The sequence below is a fragment of the Novosphingobium sp. AAP93 genome (genome assembly GCF_001296055.1).
In the GTDB taxonomy this organism is placed as follows: Bacteria; Pseudomonadota; Alphaproteobacteria; order Sphingomonadales; family Sphingomonadaceae; genus Novosphingobium.
The window spans coordinates 12,530-30,740 of the sequence record NZ_LJHZ01000110.1 but is presented as its reverse complement, the minus strand read 5'-3'; the positions used below and the strand labels follow the sequence as shown (position 1 = coordinate 30,740).

General features: G+C 65.7%; 14 protein-coding genes. 9 read left to right on the top strand and 5 right to left on the bottom strand.

Annotated features, from left to right (window positions below):
* Window positions 1-33: 33 nt before the first annotated feature.
* Both gorA and pgi read right to left on the bottom strand, forming a co-directional pair.
* A complete protein-coding gene (gene gorA / locus IP83_RS16835; RefSeq protein ID WP_054123394.1) occupies window positions 34-1,392 on the bottom strand; it encodes a glutathione-disulfide reductase in 1,359 nt (452 codons plus the stop codon).
* Between the two features lie 91 nt (window positions 1,393-1,483).
* The gene (pgi, locus tag IP83_RS16830) at window positions 1,484-3,007 is read right to left on the bottom strand and encodes a glucose-6-phosphate isomerase (protein ID WP_054123393.1); all 1,524 of its coding nucleotides are present in this window, start codon (window positions 3,005-3,007) and stop codon (window positions 1,484-1,486) included.
* A 154-nt stretch (window positions 3,008-3,161) separates the two neighbouring features.
* On the opposite strand from pgi, the gene lepB reads away from it, so the two are divergent.
* The 5 genes from lepB (at window position 3,162) to IP83_RS16805 (ending at window position 7,084) form a co-directional block, all read left to right on the top strand.
* Window positions 3,162-4,025 (top strand): signal peptidase I, encoded by an 864-nt coding sequence (lepB, locus tag IP83_RS16825; protein ID WP_369817034.1) that lies wholly within the window; start codon window positions 3,162-3,164, stop codon window positions 4,023-4,025.
* Window positions 3,980-4,699 (top strand): ribonuclease III, encoded by a 720-nt coding sequence (rnc, locus tag IP83_RS16820; protein ID WP_054123436.1) that lies wholly within the window; start codon window positions 3,980-3,982, stop codon window positions 4,697-4,699. The genes lepB and rnc overlap by 46 nt, the downstream gene beginning before the upstream one ends.
* A 7-nt stretch (window positions 4,700-4,706) precedes the next feature.
* Window positions 4,707-5,630 (top strand): GTPase Era, encoded by a 924-nt coding sequence (era, locus tag IP83_RS16815; protein ID WP_156309809.1) that lies wholly within the window; start codon window positions 4,707-4,709, stop codon window positions 5,628-5,630.
* Between the two features lie 62 nt (window positions 5,631-5,692).
* Window positions 5,693-6,400, top strand: coding sequence for a hypothetical protein (locus tag IP83_RS16810; RefSeq protein WP_231625095.1), 708 nt, complete (start codon window positions 5,693-5,695; stop codon window positions 6,398-6,400).
* Between the two features lie 12 nt (window positions 6,401-6,412).
* Window positions 6,413-7,084: a spermidine synthase gene (locus tag IP83_RS16805; protein ID WP_054123390.1), complete on the top strand. Its 672-nt coding sequence runs from the start codon at window positions 6,413-6,415 to the stop codon at window positions 7,082-7,084.
* Between the two features lie 162 nt (window positions 7,085-7,246).
* Here the strand turns inward: IP83_RS16805 and topA are convergent, their stop codons facing one another.
* From topA to plsY, 3 genes are all read right to left on the bottom strand, one after another.
* Window positions 7,247-9,826, bottom strand: a complete 2,580-nt coding sequence (gene topA / locus IP83_RS16800; protein WP_054123389.1) for a type I DNA topoisomerase — start codon at window positions 9,824-9,826, stop codon at window positions 7,247-7,249.
* A gap of 167 nt (window positions 9,827-9,993) precedes the next feature.
* Window positions 9,994-11,133, bottom strand: a complete 1,140-nt coding sequence (gene dprA, locus IP83_RS16795) for a DNA-processing protein DprA (protein ID WP_054123388.1) — start codon at window positions 11,131-11,133, stop codon at window positions 9,994-9,996.
* Window positions 11,130-11,720, bottom strand: coding sequence for a glycerol-3-phosphate 1-O-acyltransferase PlsY (gene plsY / locus IP83_RS16790; protein ID WP_054123435.1), 591 nt, complete (start codon window positions 11,718-11,720; stop codon window positions 11,130-11,132). Before plsY ends, dprA begins: the two co-directional genes overlap by 4 nt.
* Window positions 11,721-11,808: 88 nt before the next feature.
* Here plsY and murI point away from each other — a divergent pair, with 88 nt between their 5' ends.
* From murI to IP83_RS16770, 4 genes are all read left to right on the top strand, one after another.
* Entirely contained in the window at window positions 11,809-12,612 is an 804-nt protein-coding gene (murI, locus tag IP83_RS16785) for a glutamate racemase (RefSeq protein WP_054123387.1), read from the top strand.
* 26 nt (window positions 12,613-12,638) lie between these two features.
* Window positions 12,639-13,580, top strand: a complete 942-nt coding sequence (locus IP83_RS16780; protein ID WP_054123386.1) for a hypothetical protein — start codon at window positions 12,639-12,641, stop codon at window positions 13,578-13,580.
* Window positions 13,581-13,761: 181 nt separating this feature from the next.
* Complete coding sequence (hemA, locus tag IP83_RS16775; protein ID WP_054123385.1) at window positions 13,762-14,982, top strand: 5-aminolevulinate synthase; 1,221 nt, start codon at window positions 13,762-13,764, stop codon at window positions 14,980-14,982.
* 211 nt (window positions 14,983-15,193) lie between these two features.
* Window positions 15,194-18,118 (top strand): TonB-dependent receptor domain-containing protein, encoded by a 2,925-nt coding sequence (locus IP83_RS16770; RefSeq protein ID WP_054123384.1) that lies wholly within the window; start codon window positions 15,194-15,196, stop codon window positions 18,116-18,118.
* Window positions 18,119-18,211 lie beyond the last annotated feature (93 nt).

The window sequence follows — 18,211 nt, the reverse complement described above, 5'->3', positions numbered from 1 at the left end:
GGAGACTAGCAATCAAGTTGCAAGTTGCAACCTTTACTTCATGAGGACGAGTTCTTCCGCCATCGATGGGTGCAGCGCGACGGTGGCGTCGAAATCGGCCTTGGTCAGCCCGGCCTTCACCGCGATGGCAGCGGCCTGCAGGATCTCGGGCGCTTCGGGGCCGATCATGTGGATCGCGAGCACCCGGTCGGTCGCGGCATCGACGATCATCTTGTAGAGGCCGCGCTCCGGACGGTGACCGAAGATGTTCTTCATCGGGCGGAAATCGGACGAGTAGACCTTGATCGAGCCGTACTTGTTGCGCGCCTGGCCCTCGGTGGGCCCGACCCCGGCGAGCGGCGGCTGCGAGAACACGGCGCTGGGGATGCAGCTGTAGTCGATCCTCACGTCCTTGTTGCCGAACACGCGGTCGGCGAAGGCCTGGCCCTCGCGGATGGCAACGGGGGTGAGTTGGACGCGGTCCGTTACGTCACCAACTGCGTAGATGCTTGGGCACGAGGTCTGCGCGCGTTCATCGACAACGATCTCGCCGCGCTCGCCCAGCACGATACCGGCGTTTTCGAGGCCGAGTCCTGCCGTATTGGGCTTGCGCCCGGCGGCGACGAGCACCTGATCGGCAAGGACCGGATCGGGCTGGCCCTTGAGCCAGACTTCGAGCACGCCGTCGTCGCGCTTGACGACTTTTTCAAAGGGGCAGTTGAAGCGGTATTGGATGCCGCGCGCCATGGTGATCTGGAGCAGGCGGTCACGCAGCGACTCGTCATAGCCGCGCAGCAGCGTTTCGGACCGGTTGATCACTGTTACGTGACTGCCGAGTGCGTTGAAGATGCCGGCAAATTCCATCGCGATATAGCCGGCGCCAGCGATGACCACGCGGCGCGGCAGCTTTTCGAGATGGAACACCTCGTTGGAGGTGATGCAGTGCTCCGAGCCTTCGAACTCGGGCATGATTGGCCAGGCGCCCGTCGCCACGAGGATATGCTTGGCGGTGATCTCGCGGCCCGAGGCGAGGCGGACCGAATGGGGGCCGGTGATCACGGCGCGCTCGAGGAAGCGCTCGACCTTATGCGTCTCGAGCGTCGAGGTGTAGGCGGCGTTGAGGCGGTCGACATCGCGCAGCACCGCGTCGCGGAGGGTCGGCCAGTCGAACGTGGTCTTCTCGACCGTCCAGCCGTAGTTCGCTGCGTCCTGCAGTTCCTCGGCGAAGTGCGATCCGTAGACGAGGAGCTTCTTGGGGACACACCCGCGGATCACGCAGGTGCCGCCGACGCGGAACTCCTCCGCCACCGCGACACGGGCGCCGTGGCTGGCAGCGACACGGCTGGCGCGGACGCCGCCGGAACCGGCACCGATTACGAAAAGGTCGTAGTCGTAGGCAGCGTCGTCGGTCATATCAGGCTCCTCGTGCAGGGCCCTATATGGGGATGCATCCCCTCCCCCGCCAGCGGCAATTCGTGGCTGTTTCGCGTGACGTTACGGCGGCTCAGCCGTCGATCCCGGCGGCGGCAAGCAGCGCGGTGGTCGAGGGATCGAACTGGGCATCGCCTGCCTCGATCGACTTGGCAATGGCCTTGCCGAGCTCGACCCCGAACTGGTCGAACGGATTGATGCCGAGCATCGTCGCCGAGACGAAGGTGCGGTGTTCGTGGAAGGCAATGAGGCTGCCGAGCGTTGCCGCCCCGAGTTCGTCGCACAGGATCGTGGCGGAAGGACGGTCGCCCGGATAGTCGCGTGCCATGTCATCGCCGCCGGCCTTGCCGGCCATCAGCGCGGCGCCCTGCGCGAAGCAGTTGGCGAGCAGGGTGCGGTGATGCGCCGGGTCGAAATCGTGGCCGGGGACGCTGACCGCGAGGAAATCGACCGGGATAAGGTGCGTGCCCTGGTGGAGCAGCTGGAACACGGCATGCTGGGCATCGGTGCCGACCCCGCCCCACGTGACGGGCGCGCTGGGCCGGGTGAGCGGGGTGCCGTCGGCGAGGACGCGCTTGCCGTTCGATTCCATCTCGAGCTGCTGGAGATAGCTGGGGAGCAGGCGCAGCCGCTCGTCATAGGCGAAGACGGCGCGGCTGCCGCAGTGGCGGGCCTGCGTGTAGTAGAGATCGGCGAAAGCGGCGCGGATGACGACGTTATCGGCCAAGGGCGCTTCGAGGAAATGGCGGTCGATGGCGGCGGCACCGGCGAGGAAGGCGGAGAACCCCTCCCAGCCCAGCGCGAGCGCGATGGGGAAGCCGATCGACGACCACAGCGAATAGCGCCCGCCGACCGTCTCCGCGAAAGGCAGGACGCGGGTTTCATCGACACCCCAGGCGACGGCCTTGTCCGGCGCGGCGGTAAGCGCAACGACGCGGCCGAAGGGATCTTCGACGCCGCCTTCGCGCAGCCAGTCGAGCGCGCTGACGGCGTTCATCAGCGTCTCGGTGGTGGTGAAGGTCTTGGAGGCAACCGCGATCAGGGTCGTGGCCGGGTCGCACTGCGCTGTGGCGGCGGCAAGCGCGGCGGCATCGACATTCGAGACGACATGGACGGCGACCCTGGCATCCTCACGGGCCAGCGCATCGATGGCGAGTGCCGGGCCGAGGGCGGAGCCGCCGATGCCGATGTGGATGAGGCTCTTCACCTCGCCCAGCAAGCCTTCGTGAATTGCCTCGACGAGAGCCTGCATGCGTTCGTGGAAGCGCTCGGCTTCCTCCGCTGCGGCGGGATTGCCGGCGCCGCGTTCGGCCATGTGCGTGGCGGCGCGCCCTTCCGTGTTGTTGATGAGCGCACCGGCGAAGAGCGCCTCGCGGCTGCCGGTGAGATCGACTGCTTCGGCGATCTGGCCGAGCACGGCTTCGACATCCGCCGAAAGGTGCGTCTTCGACCAGTCGAAGCGAATCGGTCCGCCGGGAAGATCGAGCACCGCCGCGTAACGATCGAGCCGCCCGGGATCGGCGAAAAGTTCCGTCAACGCGGGACGCGGGAGGTTTTCGAGCGCGGTCCAGAGCGGGGCGGTTGCGGTGGCGGCCATCGGTTTGTCTCCTGGGGGATGCGGCGGACGTACCCTGCCCATTCGATCAAGTGCAAGACAGGGCCGATGGGCGCCCCTGCAAAATTCGTCTGCACGGCGCTATCGATGCAGTCTGCGCTTGACGGATGCGAGGCCCCTCCACATGACCGCTGCGATGACAGAGACCCCTGAAAATACGCCCGAGACCATGGCCACGACGGCGCAGGACGCGCCTGTGCCGTCCGCGAAGAACAAGAAAGAGCGCAGGGAAGACAGCTTCCCGGTGTTCGTGATCAAGCTGGTGCTGATCGTGGCCTTCTTCCGGAGCTTCGTGTTCTCGCCGTTCAACATCCCCTCGGAATCGATGCTGCCGCGGCTGGAGAACGGGGATTACCTGCTCGCCGCGAAGTGGCCCTATGGCTTCTCGTCCTACTCGCTGCCGTTCAGCCTTCCGCTGCTGCCGAGCCGGATCTTCGCGGGCCAGCCGCAGCGCGGCGACGTGGTGATCTTCAAGGCGCCGCCGGGCAACGATGTCGACTACATCAAGCGCGTGATCGGCCTGCCGGGCGATACGGTGCAGATGATCGGCGGCCAGCTGCACCTGAACGGCGTGCCGGTGCCCAAGGTCAAGATCGCGGACTTCGTGATCCGGCAATCGTCCAACACCACCTGCGTCGCACCCGAGTTCGAGGCGGTTGAGCCGAACGGGATCCAGAGCTGCCACTATCCGCAGTACCGCGAGACACTGCCCGGAGGCAAAACCTACAACGTGCTCGATCTGGGCTACCGGCCGCAGGACGACACGCCGCCGGTGGTGGTGCCTGCGGGCCATGTGTTCCTGATGGGCGACAACCGCGACAACTCGATGGACAGCCGCTTCCCGGCAGTCGAAGGTGGCGGGATTGGCCTTGTGCCGCAGGACAACCTGATCGGCCGTGCGACCATCGTGATGTGGTCGACCGACGGCAGCGCCAACTGGTTCCTGCCGTGGACCTGGTTCACCGCGCTCCGGGCGAACCGGATCGGGGGCACGTTCTGAGCGGCTCACTTTCGGAAGAGACCGCGGGCTTCATCGCCGCGCTGACCGGCAAGGCCCCGGAACAGGATGGGCTTTGGCATGAGGCGTTGACCCACGGCTCGATGGGCGAAGCGCGCGATTACCAGCGGCTGGAATTTCTGGGCGACCGGGTGCTGGGCCTTGCGATTGCCGAATGGCTCCACGCACAGAGCGAGGCGGCGGAAGGCAAGCTGTCGCAGCGGCTGAATGCGCTGGTGAGCCGGGAGACTTGCGCCGATGTTGCACGGCGGCTGGGCGTGGCGCCGCATATCCGGCTCGGCAAGCAGGCGCGCGGCGACGGCGCCGGGCAGAGCGACAACGTGCTGGGCGACGTGATGGAAGCGCTGATCGGAGCGCTGTTCCTCGAACGCGGCTTCGATGCGGCGCGCGATTTCGTGCGTGCCGCGTGGGAGCCGGCGATGTCGGGCGGCGCGGGGCAGAGGAAGCACCCCAAGGCGGCGCTGCAGGAATGGGCCGCAGGTAATCGCCGCAAGCCGCCAGTCTACACGCTGGTGGATCGCAGCGGGCCGGACCATGCGGCGGTGTTCACGGTGCAGGTGGAAGTGCCGGGTGTGGGCAGCGAGCGGGCGACGGGATCAAGCAAGCAGGAAGCCGAGCGCGGCGCGGCGGCCGCCTTCATGACGCGATATGGATGAGATCGAGATGACGGAACCCCAAACGCCCGAACATTGCGGACTTGTAGCGGTGATCGGCGCGCCCAATGCGGGCAAGTCGACGCTGGTCAACGCGCTGGTCGGGCAGAAAGTCGCGATCGTCTCGAACAAGGCGCAGACGACGCGGGCACGGCTGATGGGGATTGCGCTGCAGGACCTGCCGGGCGGTGAGCGGGTGCAGATCATCCTCGCGGATACGCCGGGGCTGTTCGAGCCCAAGCGGCGGCTGGACCGCGCGATGGTCCATGCCGCTTGGGAGGGCGCGGAAGGGGCCGACGCGATCCTGCTGGTGGTCGATGCGCGCAAGAAGAAGCGCGACTATCTGGAGCCGATCCTCGAGAGCCTGAAGGGCCGCAGCGAGCCCAAGATCCTCGTGCTCAACAAGGTCGATGTGATTGCCAAGGAGCCCTTGCTCGACATGGCGGCAGCGCTGGCGCCCCAGGGCGGGTTCGACGAGGTGTTCTTCGTCTCGGCGCTGACGGGAGACGGGGTGGCGGACCTCAAGATGAAGCTGGCGGAGCGGATGCCGGCGGGGGCCTGGCACTATCCGGAAGATCAGGTCTCCGATGCCAGCGAGCGCCTGCTGGCGGCCGAGATCACCCGCGAGCAGCTCTACCGACAACTGCATGACGAACTGCCCTACGACAGCGCGGTGCGGCCCGAGAGTTACGTGACGCGCAAGGACGGCTCGGTCGAGATTCACCAGCAGATCGTGATCGCGCGCGAGAGCCAGAAGGCGATCGTGCTCGGCAAGGGCGGATCTAAGCTGAAAACCATCGGCGAGGCGGCGCGAAAGGAACTGGCGGAGCTGCTGGGCATGAAGGTTCATTTGTTCCTCCATGTGAAGGTGGAGGAAGGCTGGGCCGAGGCACGTGAAATCTATGAGGAAATCGGGCTCGACTGGGTGAAGTAGGAGACTGGGCGATGGGAGCGGCTTTGTCGATAGTGCTACCGGGTCTGGGTTTGCTGGTGGCGATGTCGGCATTGTGGCGGCTTGGCGTGGCGCTGCACCGGCGGGCGGGCGCGGGCGGCGAGGCGGGCGGCGAGAGCTATGTGCTATCGGGCGCATTCGGCCTGCTGGCGCTGCTGATGGCCTTTGCCTTCAGCCTCGCGATTGGCCGTTACGAGACGCGGCGGCTGCTGGTGATCGAGGAAGCCAATGCCATCGGCACGATGTCGACACGGCTCGCACTGCTCGAGGACAGCCAGCGCCAGCCGCTTGCCGCATCGCTGAAGCACTACGCGGCGGAGCGGGCGGCTGTGGGCAAGAATGCCGGCGAGGACGCATGGCAGGCCGCACACGACGCCAGTTCGCGCAGTTGCGGACAGTTTGGCGACCAGTTGTTCGCGGTGCTGCGCTCCATGCCGCCCGATACGCGCGGGCCGACGCTCGTCACCGCCTACAACGCGATGTGTGACATAACGACCGAGCGCCATGCCGCGCGTTCGGCGCGGCTGCCGAGCGAGGTTCTGGGCTTGCTGGCGCTCTATTGCTGTGCCTGCACCGCACTGCTGGGCTTCACCACCGGGCGAGCCGACTGGCGCTCAGCGATCTCGTCCGTGCTGTTTTTCACGCTGCTGGCGGCGGCCTATGGGACGATCCTCGATCTCGACAGCCCGCGCAGCGGCGCGATCATCGTGCCGCAGGAAGAACTCGACAAAGTGGCGCAGAGCCTTGGCTGAAGGAATTTCAAGATGATTGCGCGCGAACTGCTGGGCACGGCGCATGTGCCGGGCGGGACAGACCTCAAACTCTATCGCCACGACCGCGATTTCATGATCGTGATGGGGCATAACGAGCTGATGAGCAGCCGGATGAGCGGCTCGGAAGTGTCGCTGGCGACCGAAACAATTCTGCGCCTCAAGGGCCGCCCTGCCCCGTCTCTGCTGATCGGCGGCTATGGCATGGGCTTCACGCTGCGCGCGGCGCAGGAAGTTCTGGGGCCAAAAGCCGAACTGGTCGTGGCGGAACTCGTGCCGGAAATCATCGAATGGGCGCGCGGGCCGATGGCAGAGCTGGCGGCCGGCTGTCTCGATGACCGCCGTGTGCGGCTGATCATGGGCGATGTCGGCAGCGTGATCGACGGGGCGCACGGGGATTTCGACGCGATCCTGCTCGATGTGGACAATGGACCGGACGGCGTAGTGCGCGAGGGCAACAACAGCCTCTACAGCGCCTCGGGCCTGCGTGCGGCGCGGCGGGCGCTGACACCGGGCGGTGTGTTGGCGGTGTGGTCGGCAGCCCCCGATCCGGCATTCACGCGGCGACTGGAAAAGAACGGGTTTGCGGTGGAGGAAATCCGCGTCGCGGCCCGGACCAACGGCAAGGGGCCGAAGCACACGATCTGGTTTGCGGTGCCGAATTGAGGGCGCGTTACGAGACGTACGGCTGGGAGAGTGCATAAGCCGCAATCGTCGGCCCGGACTTGCTCCGGGCCTTGGCTTTTCTTCAGCCGCCGCGCCCGAAGAACAGCCTAGCCCCATGTCAAGCACGGGGCGACGAGACCAGCATGATCTGGGGCAAAAGACCTACTTTACCGCCTTCTTGGCAGGTGCTTTCCTGGCGGCAGGCTTTTTGGCCGGAGCCTTGGCGGCAGCCTTCTTGGGCGCGGCTTTCTTCTTCTTGCCCTTGGCGGGGGCAGCAGCCGCGCGGGCGTCGATCAGCGCGATGGCCTGTTCGAGGGTCAGGTCCTCGGGCTTGACGTCCTTGGGCAGGGTCGCATTGGTCGTGCCGTCGGTGACATAGGCGCCGTAGCGGCCCGCCAGCAGCTTCATCTCGCCGCCGGAAGTCGGGTGCGGGCCGAAGGTGTTGAGCGGTTCGACCGGAGTGCGGTTGCCGCGCGCGCCTGCACCTGAGGCGGCTTCGGCCAGCTTGACCACCGCAGCGTTCATGCCCGTCTCGAACACTTCGGACGTAGACTTAAGTCGGCCGTACTTGCCATCGTGTGCGAGGTATGGGCCGTAACGTCCTATACTTGCAGTGATCATCTTGCCCGTTTCCGGGTGCGGACCAATCTCGCGCGGGAGTGATAGGAGCTTGAGCGCCCATTCCAGATCGAGCTCGGGAATGTCCTTGGGGATCGAGGCGCGCTTGGCCTCCTTCCCGTCGCCGAGCTGGATGTAGGGACCGAAGCGGCCCGAGCGGCGCGTGACTTCGAGGCCGCTCACCGGGTCCTTGCCGAGGCCAGCCTCATCGCCATCGCCCCCCTCACCCTCGCCGCCGCCTTGCGCGAACTTGCGGGTGAACTTGCACTCGGGGTAGTTCGAGCAGGCAACGAAGGCGCCGTAGCGCCCGCCGCGCAAGGACAGGCGGCCGGCCTGGCACTTGGGGCAAAGGCGGGGGTCGGAGCCGTCCTCGCGCTTGGGGAACAGATAGTCCTCGAGGAAGGTGTCGAGCTCGGCGGTCACCTCGCTCGGCTTCTTTTCCATGACCTCGTCGGACTTGGGCTTGAAGTCGCGCCAGAAGGCTTCGAGCACGGCCTTCCATGCGGCGCGGCCACCGGAGACGTCGTCGAGTTCATCCTCCATGCCGGCGGTGAACTGGTACGCCACGTAACGGTCGAAGAAGCGCTCAAGGAAGGCCGTCAGCAGGCGCCCGCTTTCCTCGGCGAAGAAGCGGTTCTTCTCGGTGCGGACATAGTTGCGGTCCTTCAGCACCTGCAGCGTGGCCGCGTAGGTCGAGGGACGGCCGATACCGAGCTCTTCCAGACGCTTGACGAGGCTGGCTTCGGAATAGCGCGGCGGCGGCTGGGTGAAATGCTGTGTGGCCTCGACGCCGCGCTTGGCGGGGGTATCGCCGGGGTTCATCACCGGGAGTAGGCTGGTCTCGTCCTCGCCATCATCGGCGCCATCGGCCTTCTGATCGCGGCCTTCCTCGTAGACGGCAAGGAAGCCGGGGAACTTCACGACCTGCCCAGTGGCGCGCAGCTCGTGCTTGCCGGTGCCTTCACGCAACGTGACGGTGGTGCGTTCGATGAGCGCGGAAGCCATCTGGCTCGCCATCGCGCGCTTGTAGATGAGGTCGTAGAGCTGCGCTTCGTCACCGCTGCCGTAGCGGTCGTTGCCGAAATCGGTCGGGCGGATCGCTTCGTGCGCTTCCTGCGCGTTCTTGGCCTTGGTTTCGTAGTGGCGGGGCTTTTCCGGCAGGTAGTGCCCGGAATAGCGCTTGCTGATCGCGGCGCGCGCGGCGCTGATCGCGCTCGAATCCATCTGCACGCCGTCGGTCCGCATGTAGGTGATCGCGCCGGCCTCGTAGAGCGTCTGGGCGACGCGCATGGTGTGGCTGGCGGAGAAACCGAGCTTGCGCGCGGCTTCCTGCTGGAGCGTGGAGGTGGTGAACGGCGGATAGGGATTGCGGCGGGTCGGCCGGGTCTCGACATCCTCGACCCGGAAGGTCGCGGCCTCGACGGTCGCCTTGGCGCGCTGGGCAATGCCTTCATTGCCGAGCGAAAGGCGCTCCAGTTTCTCGCCCTCGAAGCGCACGAGGCGGGCCTTGAACGGGGTGCCGCCCTGCTCAAGCGTGGCGACGACCGACCAATACTCCTGCGCCTTGAAGGTCTCGATCTCGCGCTCGCGCTCGACGATCAGGCGCAGCGCGACGGACTGGACGCGGCCGGCGGACTTGGCGCCGGGCAGCTTGCGCCAGAGGACGGGCGAAAGCGTGAAACCGAACAGGTAATCGAGCGCGCGGCGGGCGAGATAGGCGTCGATGAGATCCTGATCGAGTTCGCGCGGGTGCTTCATGGCGTCCGTAACGGTCGCCTTGGTGATCGCGTTGAAGGTAACGCGCTCGACTTCCTTGGGCAGCGCCTTGCGCTTCGCCAGCAGCTCGCGCACGTGCCAAGAAATCGCCTCGCCCTCGCGGTCGGGGTCGGTGGCGAGGATCAGTCGGTCGGCGGCCTTGGCCGAATCGACGATCGCCTTCACCCGCGCCGCCTTGTCGCCATAGAGTTCCCAATCCATCGCGAAGTCCTCGTCCGGGCGAACCGAGCCGTCCTTCACAGGCAGGTCGCGGACATGGCCGTAGGACGCGAGGACCTTGAAGCCGGGACCGAGATACTTCTCGATGGTCTTGGCCTTGGCCGGGGATTCGACGATGACAAGCTGCATGGGCGAGGATGGACTTTCGAGGCCTTACACGTACGCGCGAGGGTGGGGAGGTTTTGCCCCCACCGTCAAGCGCCGCGTTCTGCGCAGCTTTGCGAGAAAGTCCAGTCCGTAACGCGTGCTGTCACTTGAGGCGGTTGATCTGGCCGATCAGCCCATCGTTGGCGAGTTCAGGCGAGCGAGACGCGCCCGCCCGCGTGCCGAACGAGCCGCCCGGCCAGTTCCAGCTCGATCAGTGCCATTTGCACCGCCCCTGCGCTCGCACCGCTCTGCCGGATCAGTTCGTCGGTGGCGACCGGAGCCATACCGAGCAAGTGGGCGATGTCAGCCGGACCATCTTCCGCATCCCCTTGAGGCGCGAACTGCACCGGGCCCTCGTCCATCGCCGTCCAGATGGGCTCGCGCAGCTTGAGCCGCGAGGGGCCATCGAAGCGTTCGAGCAGTTCGGCGATGTCGTCCGCCGACTGGACGAGGATCGCGCCGTCGCGGATCAGTTCGTTGCAGCCGCGCGAGCGGCTGTCGAGCGGGGAGCCGGGCACGGCCATGACCTCGCGGCCCGCCTCGGCGGCGAGGCGGGCGGTGATGAGCGAGCCGGAACGCGGGGCGGCTTCGACGACGACGGTGCCTGCAGCGAGCCCGGCGATGATGCGGTTGCGGAACGGGAAGTGACGCGCGAGCGGCTCGGTACCCGGGGGCATTTCGGCAAGGAGAAGACCGCGCACGGCGATGTCCTCCTGCAGTTCGGCGTGGTCGGGCGGGTAGGTGACGTCGATCCCGCTGGCGATCACGCCGATGGTGCCGCCGCCTTTGTCCATGGCGGCAAGCGCACCGCGGTGCGCAGCCGCATCGATCCCGCGCGCGAGGCCCGAGACCACCGCGTAGCCGCGCGCGGCGAGCGAGGCGCCATAGTCGCGGGCGAGGCGGCAGGCACCGGCAGAGGCATTGCGCGCGCCGACGAGGGCAACCGCCCCCTGCCCCAGCAGCGAAAGGTCACCGCGATACGTCAGCACCGGCGGCGGGGTTTCCAGAGCGGCAAGGAGGCGGGGATAGGCAGGGTCATCGTGGAAGAGGTAATGGCCGCCCGCTGCTTGCAACCGCTCCATTTCAGCCACGATCCGCTCGCGCGGGACATGGCGATAGAGCGCGCCGCTGCGCCCGGCGATATCGGGCAGCGCTTCCAGCACCTTCGCTGCACCGCCGAAGCGGCGCATGAGGTGATAGTAGCTGACCGGGCCGATACCGGCGGAGCGCAAGACGCTGAGCCGCGCGAACACTTCGGCTTCGGACAGCGCTGGCGCGGCGAGGTTCATCCCTTGCTGCCAATGCGCGGTTCGGTCCCGGCGCGAAGGCGGGCGATGTTGGCGCGGTGGAGCCAGATCACCAGCAGCGCGATGGCGGCCAGCACCGGAGCGTAAGCCGGATAGCCGAGCACCTTAGCTGCGATCGGCGCCGCGATCACCGCGCAAAGGCCGCCGAGCGAGGAAATGCGCGTGGCCGCGAGCATGCCCAGCCAGACCACGGCATAGGCAAGCCCGATCGGCCAGGCGAGACCGAGCGCAACGCCCATGGTCGTGGCGACGCCCTTGCCACCATTGAAACGCAGCCAGACCGGGAAGCAGTGGCCGATGACGGCGGCGAAGGCGGCCAGCGCTTCTGTCCCCAGGAACAGTTGGCGCGCGAGGATGACGGCCGCCGCGCCCTTGGCCAGATCGAGCAGAAGCGTTGCCGCGGCGAGGCCCTTCCGACCCGTGCGCAGGACATTGGTGGCCCCGATATTGCCCGAGCCTATGCTGCGCAGGTCCCCCGCGCCGTAGAAGCTCGTGAGCAGGAGGCCGAAGGGCACCGAGCCCAGCAGATAGGCCAAGGCGACGATGCCGATTAGGTAAGCGAATGCCATGATCATGCCCCAACCCTTAACCGCCGCCGGGCACAAAGGGGAGAGGCCTGCTTTTCTTTTTGCCGCCGTTCCCGATAGAAGAGTCGCGATGACCGTCGATCCTGCCGCCCCGATCCTGATGTTCGATTCCGGCGTCGGCGGACTGTCCGTTCTGGGCAAGGTGCGCACACTCCTCCCGCAGGCGCCGGTCATGTACGTCTCGGACAATGCGGGCCTTCCCTACGGCAGCAAGACCGAGGCGCAGATCGCGGCGCGCGTTTCGGGGCTGCTGGGGCGGCTGACCGAGCGGTATCACCCTCGCCTCGTCTGCATCGCCTGCAACACCGCAAGCACGATCGCGCTCGCATCGGTGCGCGAAGTGCTTGAAGTGCCGATCGTGGGGACGGTGCCCGCGATCAAGCCGGCGGCGGCCATGACGCAGACGGGCGTGATCGGCCTGCTCGGCACCGAGGCGACGATCCGGCAGGGCTATGTCGACCGATTGGAAGCGGAGTTCGCCGCCGACAAGCGCCTACTGCGCCACGGTGCGCCCGAACTGGTCGCCGCAGCCGAAGGCAAGCTGCGCGGCGAACCGGTCGATCCGGCGGTGTTCGCGCGTGCTGCAGCGGCACTGCGCGCGATGCCCGACGGGGCGCGAATCGACACCGTGGTGCTTGCCTGCACGCACTTCCCGCTGCTGGAGGCGGAGCTCGCCGAGGCCTTCGGGCCGGGCGTGCGCTTCGTCGACGGGTCGGACGGGATCGCGCGGCGAATCGCTTTCCTTACCGAGGGGCAAGCCTGGGCGCCGGGCAAGACCGGGGACCTTGCGCTGTTCACCAAGGACGATCCGGACGATGCGAAACTGATGCCGGCACTGGCTCGCTATGGCCTTCGCCAGCGGCTGGTGTTCTGACCGGATCGGGGTTATTGCACCGCACCATGCTGAACCGGATTGCCTTGCTGCTGATCCTGATCGTGGCGGTGCCATACTATTGGCTGCTGATGGATCCGGGCCCCACGTCTGTCGCGCCGTGCGATATCGACATTGCGCGTCTGCGCACACTCGCCGACAGCCAGAAGGGGCCGCGTCCGGTCGCGATCGAATATGCCGCCGTCGCGACCAATTCCGAGCCCGGCACGTACCTCATTGCAGGCGGCGGGTTGCGCAGCGAGCAGACCGGCGTGTTCGTGTGGCGCCTGCTCACGCCGGGCGGGGATACGATCATCAACGTCGGTCTGACCAAGGACCAGGCCGCGACCTGGGGCTATGACAACTACCGTCCGGAAATCCAGAAGACCGCCGAGAGCTGGCTGCTCGCGGCGCGGCGTGTCATCTTCACCAGTGAGGATCTCGACCATATTGGCGGACTTGTGACCCTGCTGGTCGAAGATCGTTCGGTTGCAAAAAAGCTGATCGGCAATCCGCAGCAGCTGGAGACCATCAAGGCGCTCTTTCCCAGCTTCACGCAGACCATCACTCCCGCCCCTGCCGGCCTGATGGCCCCTTACGCCTATGCCGCCATCGCGCCGGGCATCGCGATTGTCCGCACCCCGGGTTTTATGGGTGGCGCGCAGATGGTCTACGTCCGCCTGCAGGATGGCCGCGAGTATCTGTTTGCTGGCGACACGGCCCCGATGCGGCGCAATGTCGAATGGCAGCGCCCCCGGTCACGCTATGCAGCGGAATGGGTCGGCCGTGAGGATCGCCGGCAGACGCTGGCGTGGATCAAGGGGCTGGCGAGGCTCAAAGAACGCGAACCGGGGCTGAAGATTGTCTACGGCCACGACCTCGGCTGGTTGCAGGATCAGGCAGAGGGGCCACGTTTTGCCGCTGCGCCACCCACCCGGCTTCCCGTGAGAGAGCACAAGAGCGCGCGATAGGGCGTTGTGCCCTCCCGGGATATGACCGAAATGCCGCTGGCGTTGCCCGGACAAGCGGCGTAAAGCGCCGCTCGCTTCGGGCTTGCGTCGGTTCGAAGACAGTCACAGCGCCCCAAGGACCCCCGGTTCCGTGAGCGCGCTGCGCACAGGGTTGTGGCAACTGGTTCATGAGGAGCCGCGGGTGAATTACGATCAGGTTTTCGATTCCGCGATCGAGCGTCTGCATACTGAAGGTCGTTACCGCGTCTTTATCGATATCCTGCGCAACAAGGGCGCCTATCCCAACGCGCGCTGCTTCGCCGGACACAATGGCCCCAAGCCGATCACTGTGTGGTGCTCGAACGACTACCTCGCGATGGGCCAGCACCCGAAGGTCATCGGCGCGATGGAAGAAGCACTGCACGATGTCGGCGCCGGCTCGGGCGGCACGCGCAACATCGGCGGCAATACGCATTACCACGTCGATCTGGAAGCCGAACTGGCGGACCTCCATGGCAAGCAGGGCGCGCTGCTGTTCACCTCGGGCTATGTCTCGAACGATGCCACTTTATCGACGCTCGCCAAGATCCTGCCCGGCTGCGTGATCTTCTCGGACGAGCTCAACCATGCCAGCATGATCGCGGGCATCCGCAATTCGGGCGCTGAAAAGCGCGTGTTCCGCCACAACGACGTGGACCATCTCGAAGAGCTGCTGGCCGAGGCCGATCCGGCGCTGCCCAAGCTCATCGCGTTCGAAAGCGTCTATTCGATGGACGGCGACGTCGCCCCGATCCACGCGATCTGCGATCTGGCCGAAAAGTACAACGCCCTCACCTATATCGACGAAGTCCACGCCGTGGGCATGTACGGCGCGCGCGGCGGCGGGATTTCGGAGCGTGACGAGGCGGCCCACCGCATCGACATCATCGAGGGCACGCTGGGCAAGGCGTTCGGCGTCATGGGCGGCTATATCGCGGCCGACGCGCGGATCATCGACGTGATCCGGAGCTATGCGCCGGGCTTCATCTTCACCACTTCGCTTTCGCCGGTGCTGGCGGCCGGCGTGCTGGCGGCGGTGCGCCACCTCAAGGCCTCGAGCGTCGAGCGCGAGGGCCAGCAGGCAGCGGCGGCGTTCCTCAAGAAGGCCTTTGCCGAGGCCGGTCTGCCGGTGATGCCGTCCACTACCCACATCGTGCCGCTGATGGTGGGCGATCCGGTGCGGGCCAAGAAGGTCAGCGACATCCTGCTCGCCGAGTACGGCGTCTATGTGCAGCCGATCAACTATCCGACCGTTCCGCGCGGCACCGAGCGCCTGCGCTTCACGCCCGGCCCCGCGCATACGGAGGCGATGATGATCGAGCTGACCCATGCGCTGGTCGAGATCTGGCAGCGGCTTGAACTGGACATGCGCAAGGCCGCGTGAGCCTGCAGCAACCTTGACATAGGCAATTGCACGCGAGTTCAGGGCCAGGGAATAATTCTCAGGCGCGACAAAGTTTTGCTGACGCGATGGGCGGTCGGCGGCTCCCCTTGCCTCACCCTTAGCAACATGGATTAACACTTTTGGGCAAATTCAAAGGGTTGTCACATCCGAAGTGGTGAGTAATTTATATTCCTCCAATATGGGGGAAATTATGTTGCTCAATCACCCGTGCCGCTCATCCCTGTTTGTTGCTGCCTCGACCCTTGCGCTAGCTGCTTACCTCCCGACCTCTGCATGGGCGCAGGCCAAGCCCCAGAGCCCCGCGACGCCTGACACGACCGCTACCACCCTGGCGCCGGATACGACCGACATCGTCGTCACGGGTACGCGTCTGCGCCGTACCGATTACCAGACCGCGAGCCCCACGGTTTCCTTCGGCAAGGATCTGCTTGAGAAGCAGGGCGTCACCAATGTGACCACCTTCCTGACCGCGAGCCTGCCCGCGCTGGTCGGATCCGAGACCTCGCGCGACAACTCGGGTGATCGCGCCGGGATCGGCTATACCGGCCTTAACCTCCTCAATTTGCGCAATCTGGGTGTCGATCGCACGCTGGTCCTGATCAACGGGCGTCGCCAGGTGTCCGGCGTCCAAGGCTCGCAGGCCGTCGACATCAACACGATCCCGGTCAGCCTGATCGAACGCGTCGACGTGCTCACCGGCGGCGCCTCGGCGATCTATGGTGCGGACGGCGTGACCGGCGTGGTCAACTTCGTGCTCAAGCAGAACTTCGAAGGCATCGCCGCGCAGGCGCAGGCCGGGATCAGCAAGTATGGCGATGCCGGCGACCGCTTTGCTGCACTGACGCTTGGCAAGAATCTCGCAGGTGGTCGCGGCAACGTGACACTGGCCTACGAATACGGCGCCAGCGACCGCCTGCAGACGCGCGACCGCCCGCAGTTCACCGGCTCGCGCGCGATCACCTTCGTCCGCAACCCGGACTACACGCCGAACACGCCGGGTGTTTACAGCCGTATTCCGCTGAATGATGTGCGTTATGAGTGGTCGTCGCGACAGGGCGCCATTGATGTGAACTTCGACGGGGTTCCCGATTTCCGCGGCGACGGTGCGGTGTACAACCTCGGCACCTCGATCCCCGGCGGCTATTCGCGCGGCAGCGACGACACACTGGTTTCAGACTACGGCAACGACCTGCTGCCTTCGATCAAGCGCCACGTGGTGAACTTCAACGCCCGCTTCGAAGTCTCGCCGGCGCTCAAGCTGTTTGTCGAGACCAAGTACGCGAACACGAAGTCCTATTCGCTCGGGCAGCCGACGTTCGACTATTACATCTTCGTGCCGCAGGATAATCCTTATATCCCCGCGAGCATCCAGGCAGCGATCGATCCAGCCAATGGCGGCGTTCTCATCACGCGCGACAACTTCGATCTCGGCCAGCGCGGCGAGAACATCAAGCGCGAGACATTCCGTTCGGTGATCGGCGCGGAAGGCGATCTGTCCTCGTCGCTGCACTACGAAGTGTCCTACGTCTTCGGCCACACGGACGTGACCAACCGCTTTGTCAACGACCGCTACACCGATCGCTTCAACGCCGCGCTTGATGCCGTGCGCGATCCGGCGACAGGTCAGATCACCTGCCGTGTCAATCTCGATCCGACAGCGGCTGCCGCGGTGACGTTCAAGCCGGGTGAATGCCGTCCGATCAATCTCTTCGGCGAAGGCCGCAGCGATCCGGCGGGCGTCGATTTCGTGCGCGCCAACACGACCGAGCGCTCGCGCATCACCCAGCACGTGGTGAACGCCTCGCTATCCGGCGACACGCGCAGCTTCTTCAATCTTCCGGGCGGCCCGGTCGGTTTCGTGGTCGGCGGCGAATACCGCAAGGAAAGCTCCAGCTTCGTACCCGATCCGCTTGAGCAGCAGGGCCTCACCTTCTCAAACAAGCTGGGCATCACGCGCGGCAAGTTCGATGTGAAGGAAGCCTTCGCCGAGCTTGATCTGCCGCTGCTGAAGGACAAGCCGTTCTTCCATGTGCTCGATGTGAGCGGCGCGGTGCGCTATGCGGATTACTCCTCGACCGGTGGCGCGACGACCTGGAAGGTAGATGCGGCCTGGGCTCCCATTCCCGACATCCGCTTCCGCGGCACGATCTCGCAGGCGGTACGCGCGCCCAACATCGGCGAGCTTTATGGTGCGGCCGGGCAGACTTTCACGTTCTTCGACGATCCCTGCCTGCCCTCCAACATCGGCCTCGGCACTGCTAATCGTGCCGCCAACTGCAATGCCCTGCTCACGGCCGCAGGACTGACGCCGGACCAGATTGCCAACTTCGAGGACACCCGTACGGTCAACATCTCGGGCACCAGCGGCGGCAATCCCAACCTCCAGCCCGAAAAGGCCCGGACGTGGACCGCCGGCGTGGTCATTCAGCCGAGCTTTGTGCGCGGCCTAGCGATTGCGCTCGACTGGTATGACATCAAGCTCAAGCAGGCGATCAACACGGTCGATGCACAGAAGCTGGCCGAGCTGTGCGTCGACCAGCCAACGATCAACAATCCGTTCTGCGCATCGCTGGTGCGTGCGCAGGGCAGCGGCCTGATCGTGGACTATACCGTGCAGCCACAGAATGTCGCCGCGTTCCGCACCTCGGGCCTCGAGCTCAACGTGAACTACGCATTCCGGCTCGAGAAGATCGGCGACTTCCAGCTGAAGTTTGTCGGCAACTACCTGAACACGCTGACCTTCGTCGATTCGCCGGGCGCCGCGCCGCGCAGCACGCTGGGCGAGACCTATCAGCCGCAGTATCAGGCCTTCGTGAACCTGTCGTACCAGACCGGTCCGCTCGGCTTCAACTACAGCGTTTCGTGGTGGGACAAGACCCGGCGCTACTCGGCCGACCGCACCAACGGCAACCCGAACTACGTCGATCCCAAGTACGCGTGGTACAAGGAGCGCTGGGTGCACAACATCTCGGCCAACTTCACCGTCAACAAGACGATGGAGTTCTACGGCGGCGTGAACAACCTGTTCAACCAGCAGCCGGACATCGGCTCAAACACTTATCCGACCGAGACAAGCGGGACGTCGTTCTACGCGGGCTTCCGCGCCAAGTTCTGACGAGCTGCGGGGAGAGCGGGCATCCTGCCCCTCCCCCATCTCGACCCGACAAAAAGAAAGGCCCCGCAATTGCTTGCGGGGCCTTTCGCTTGC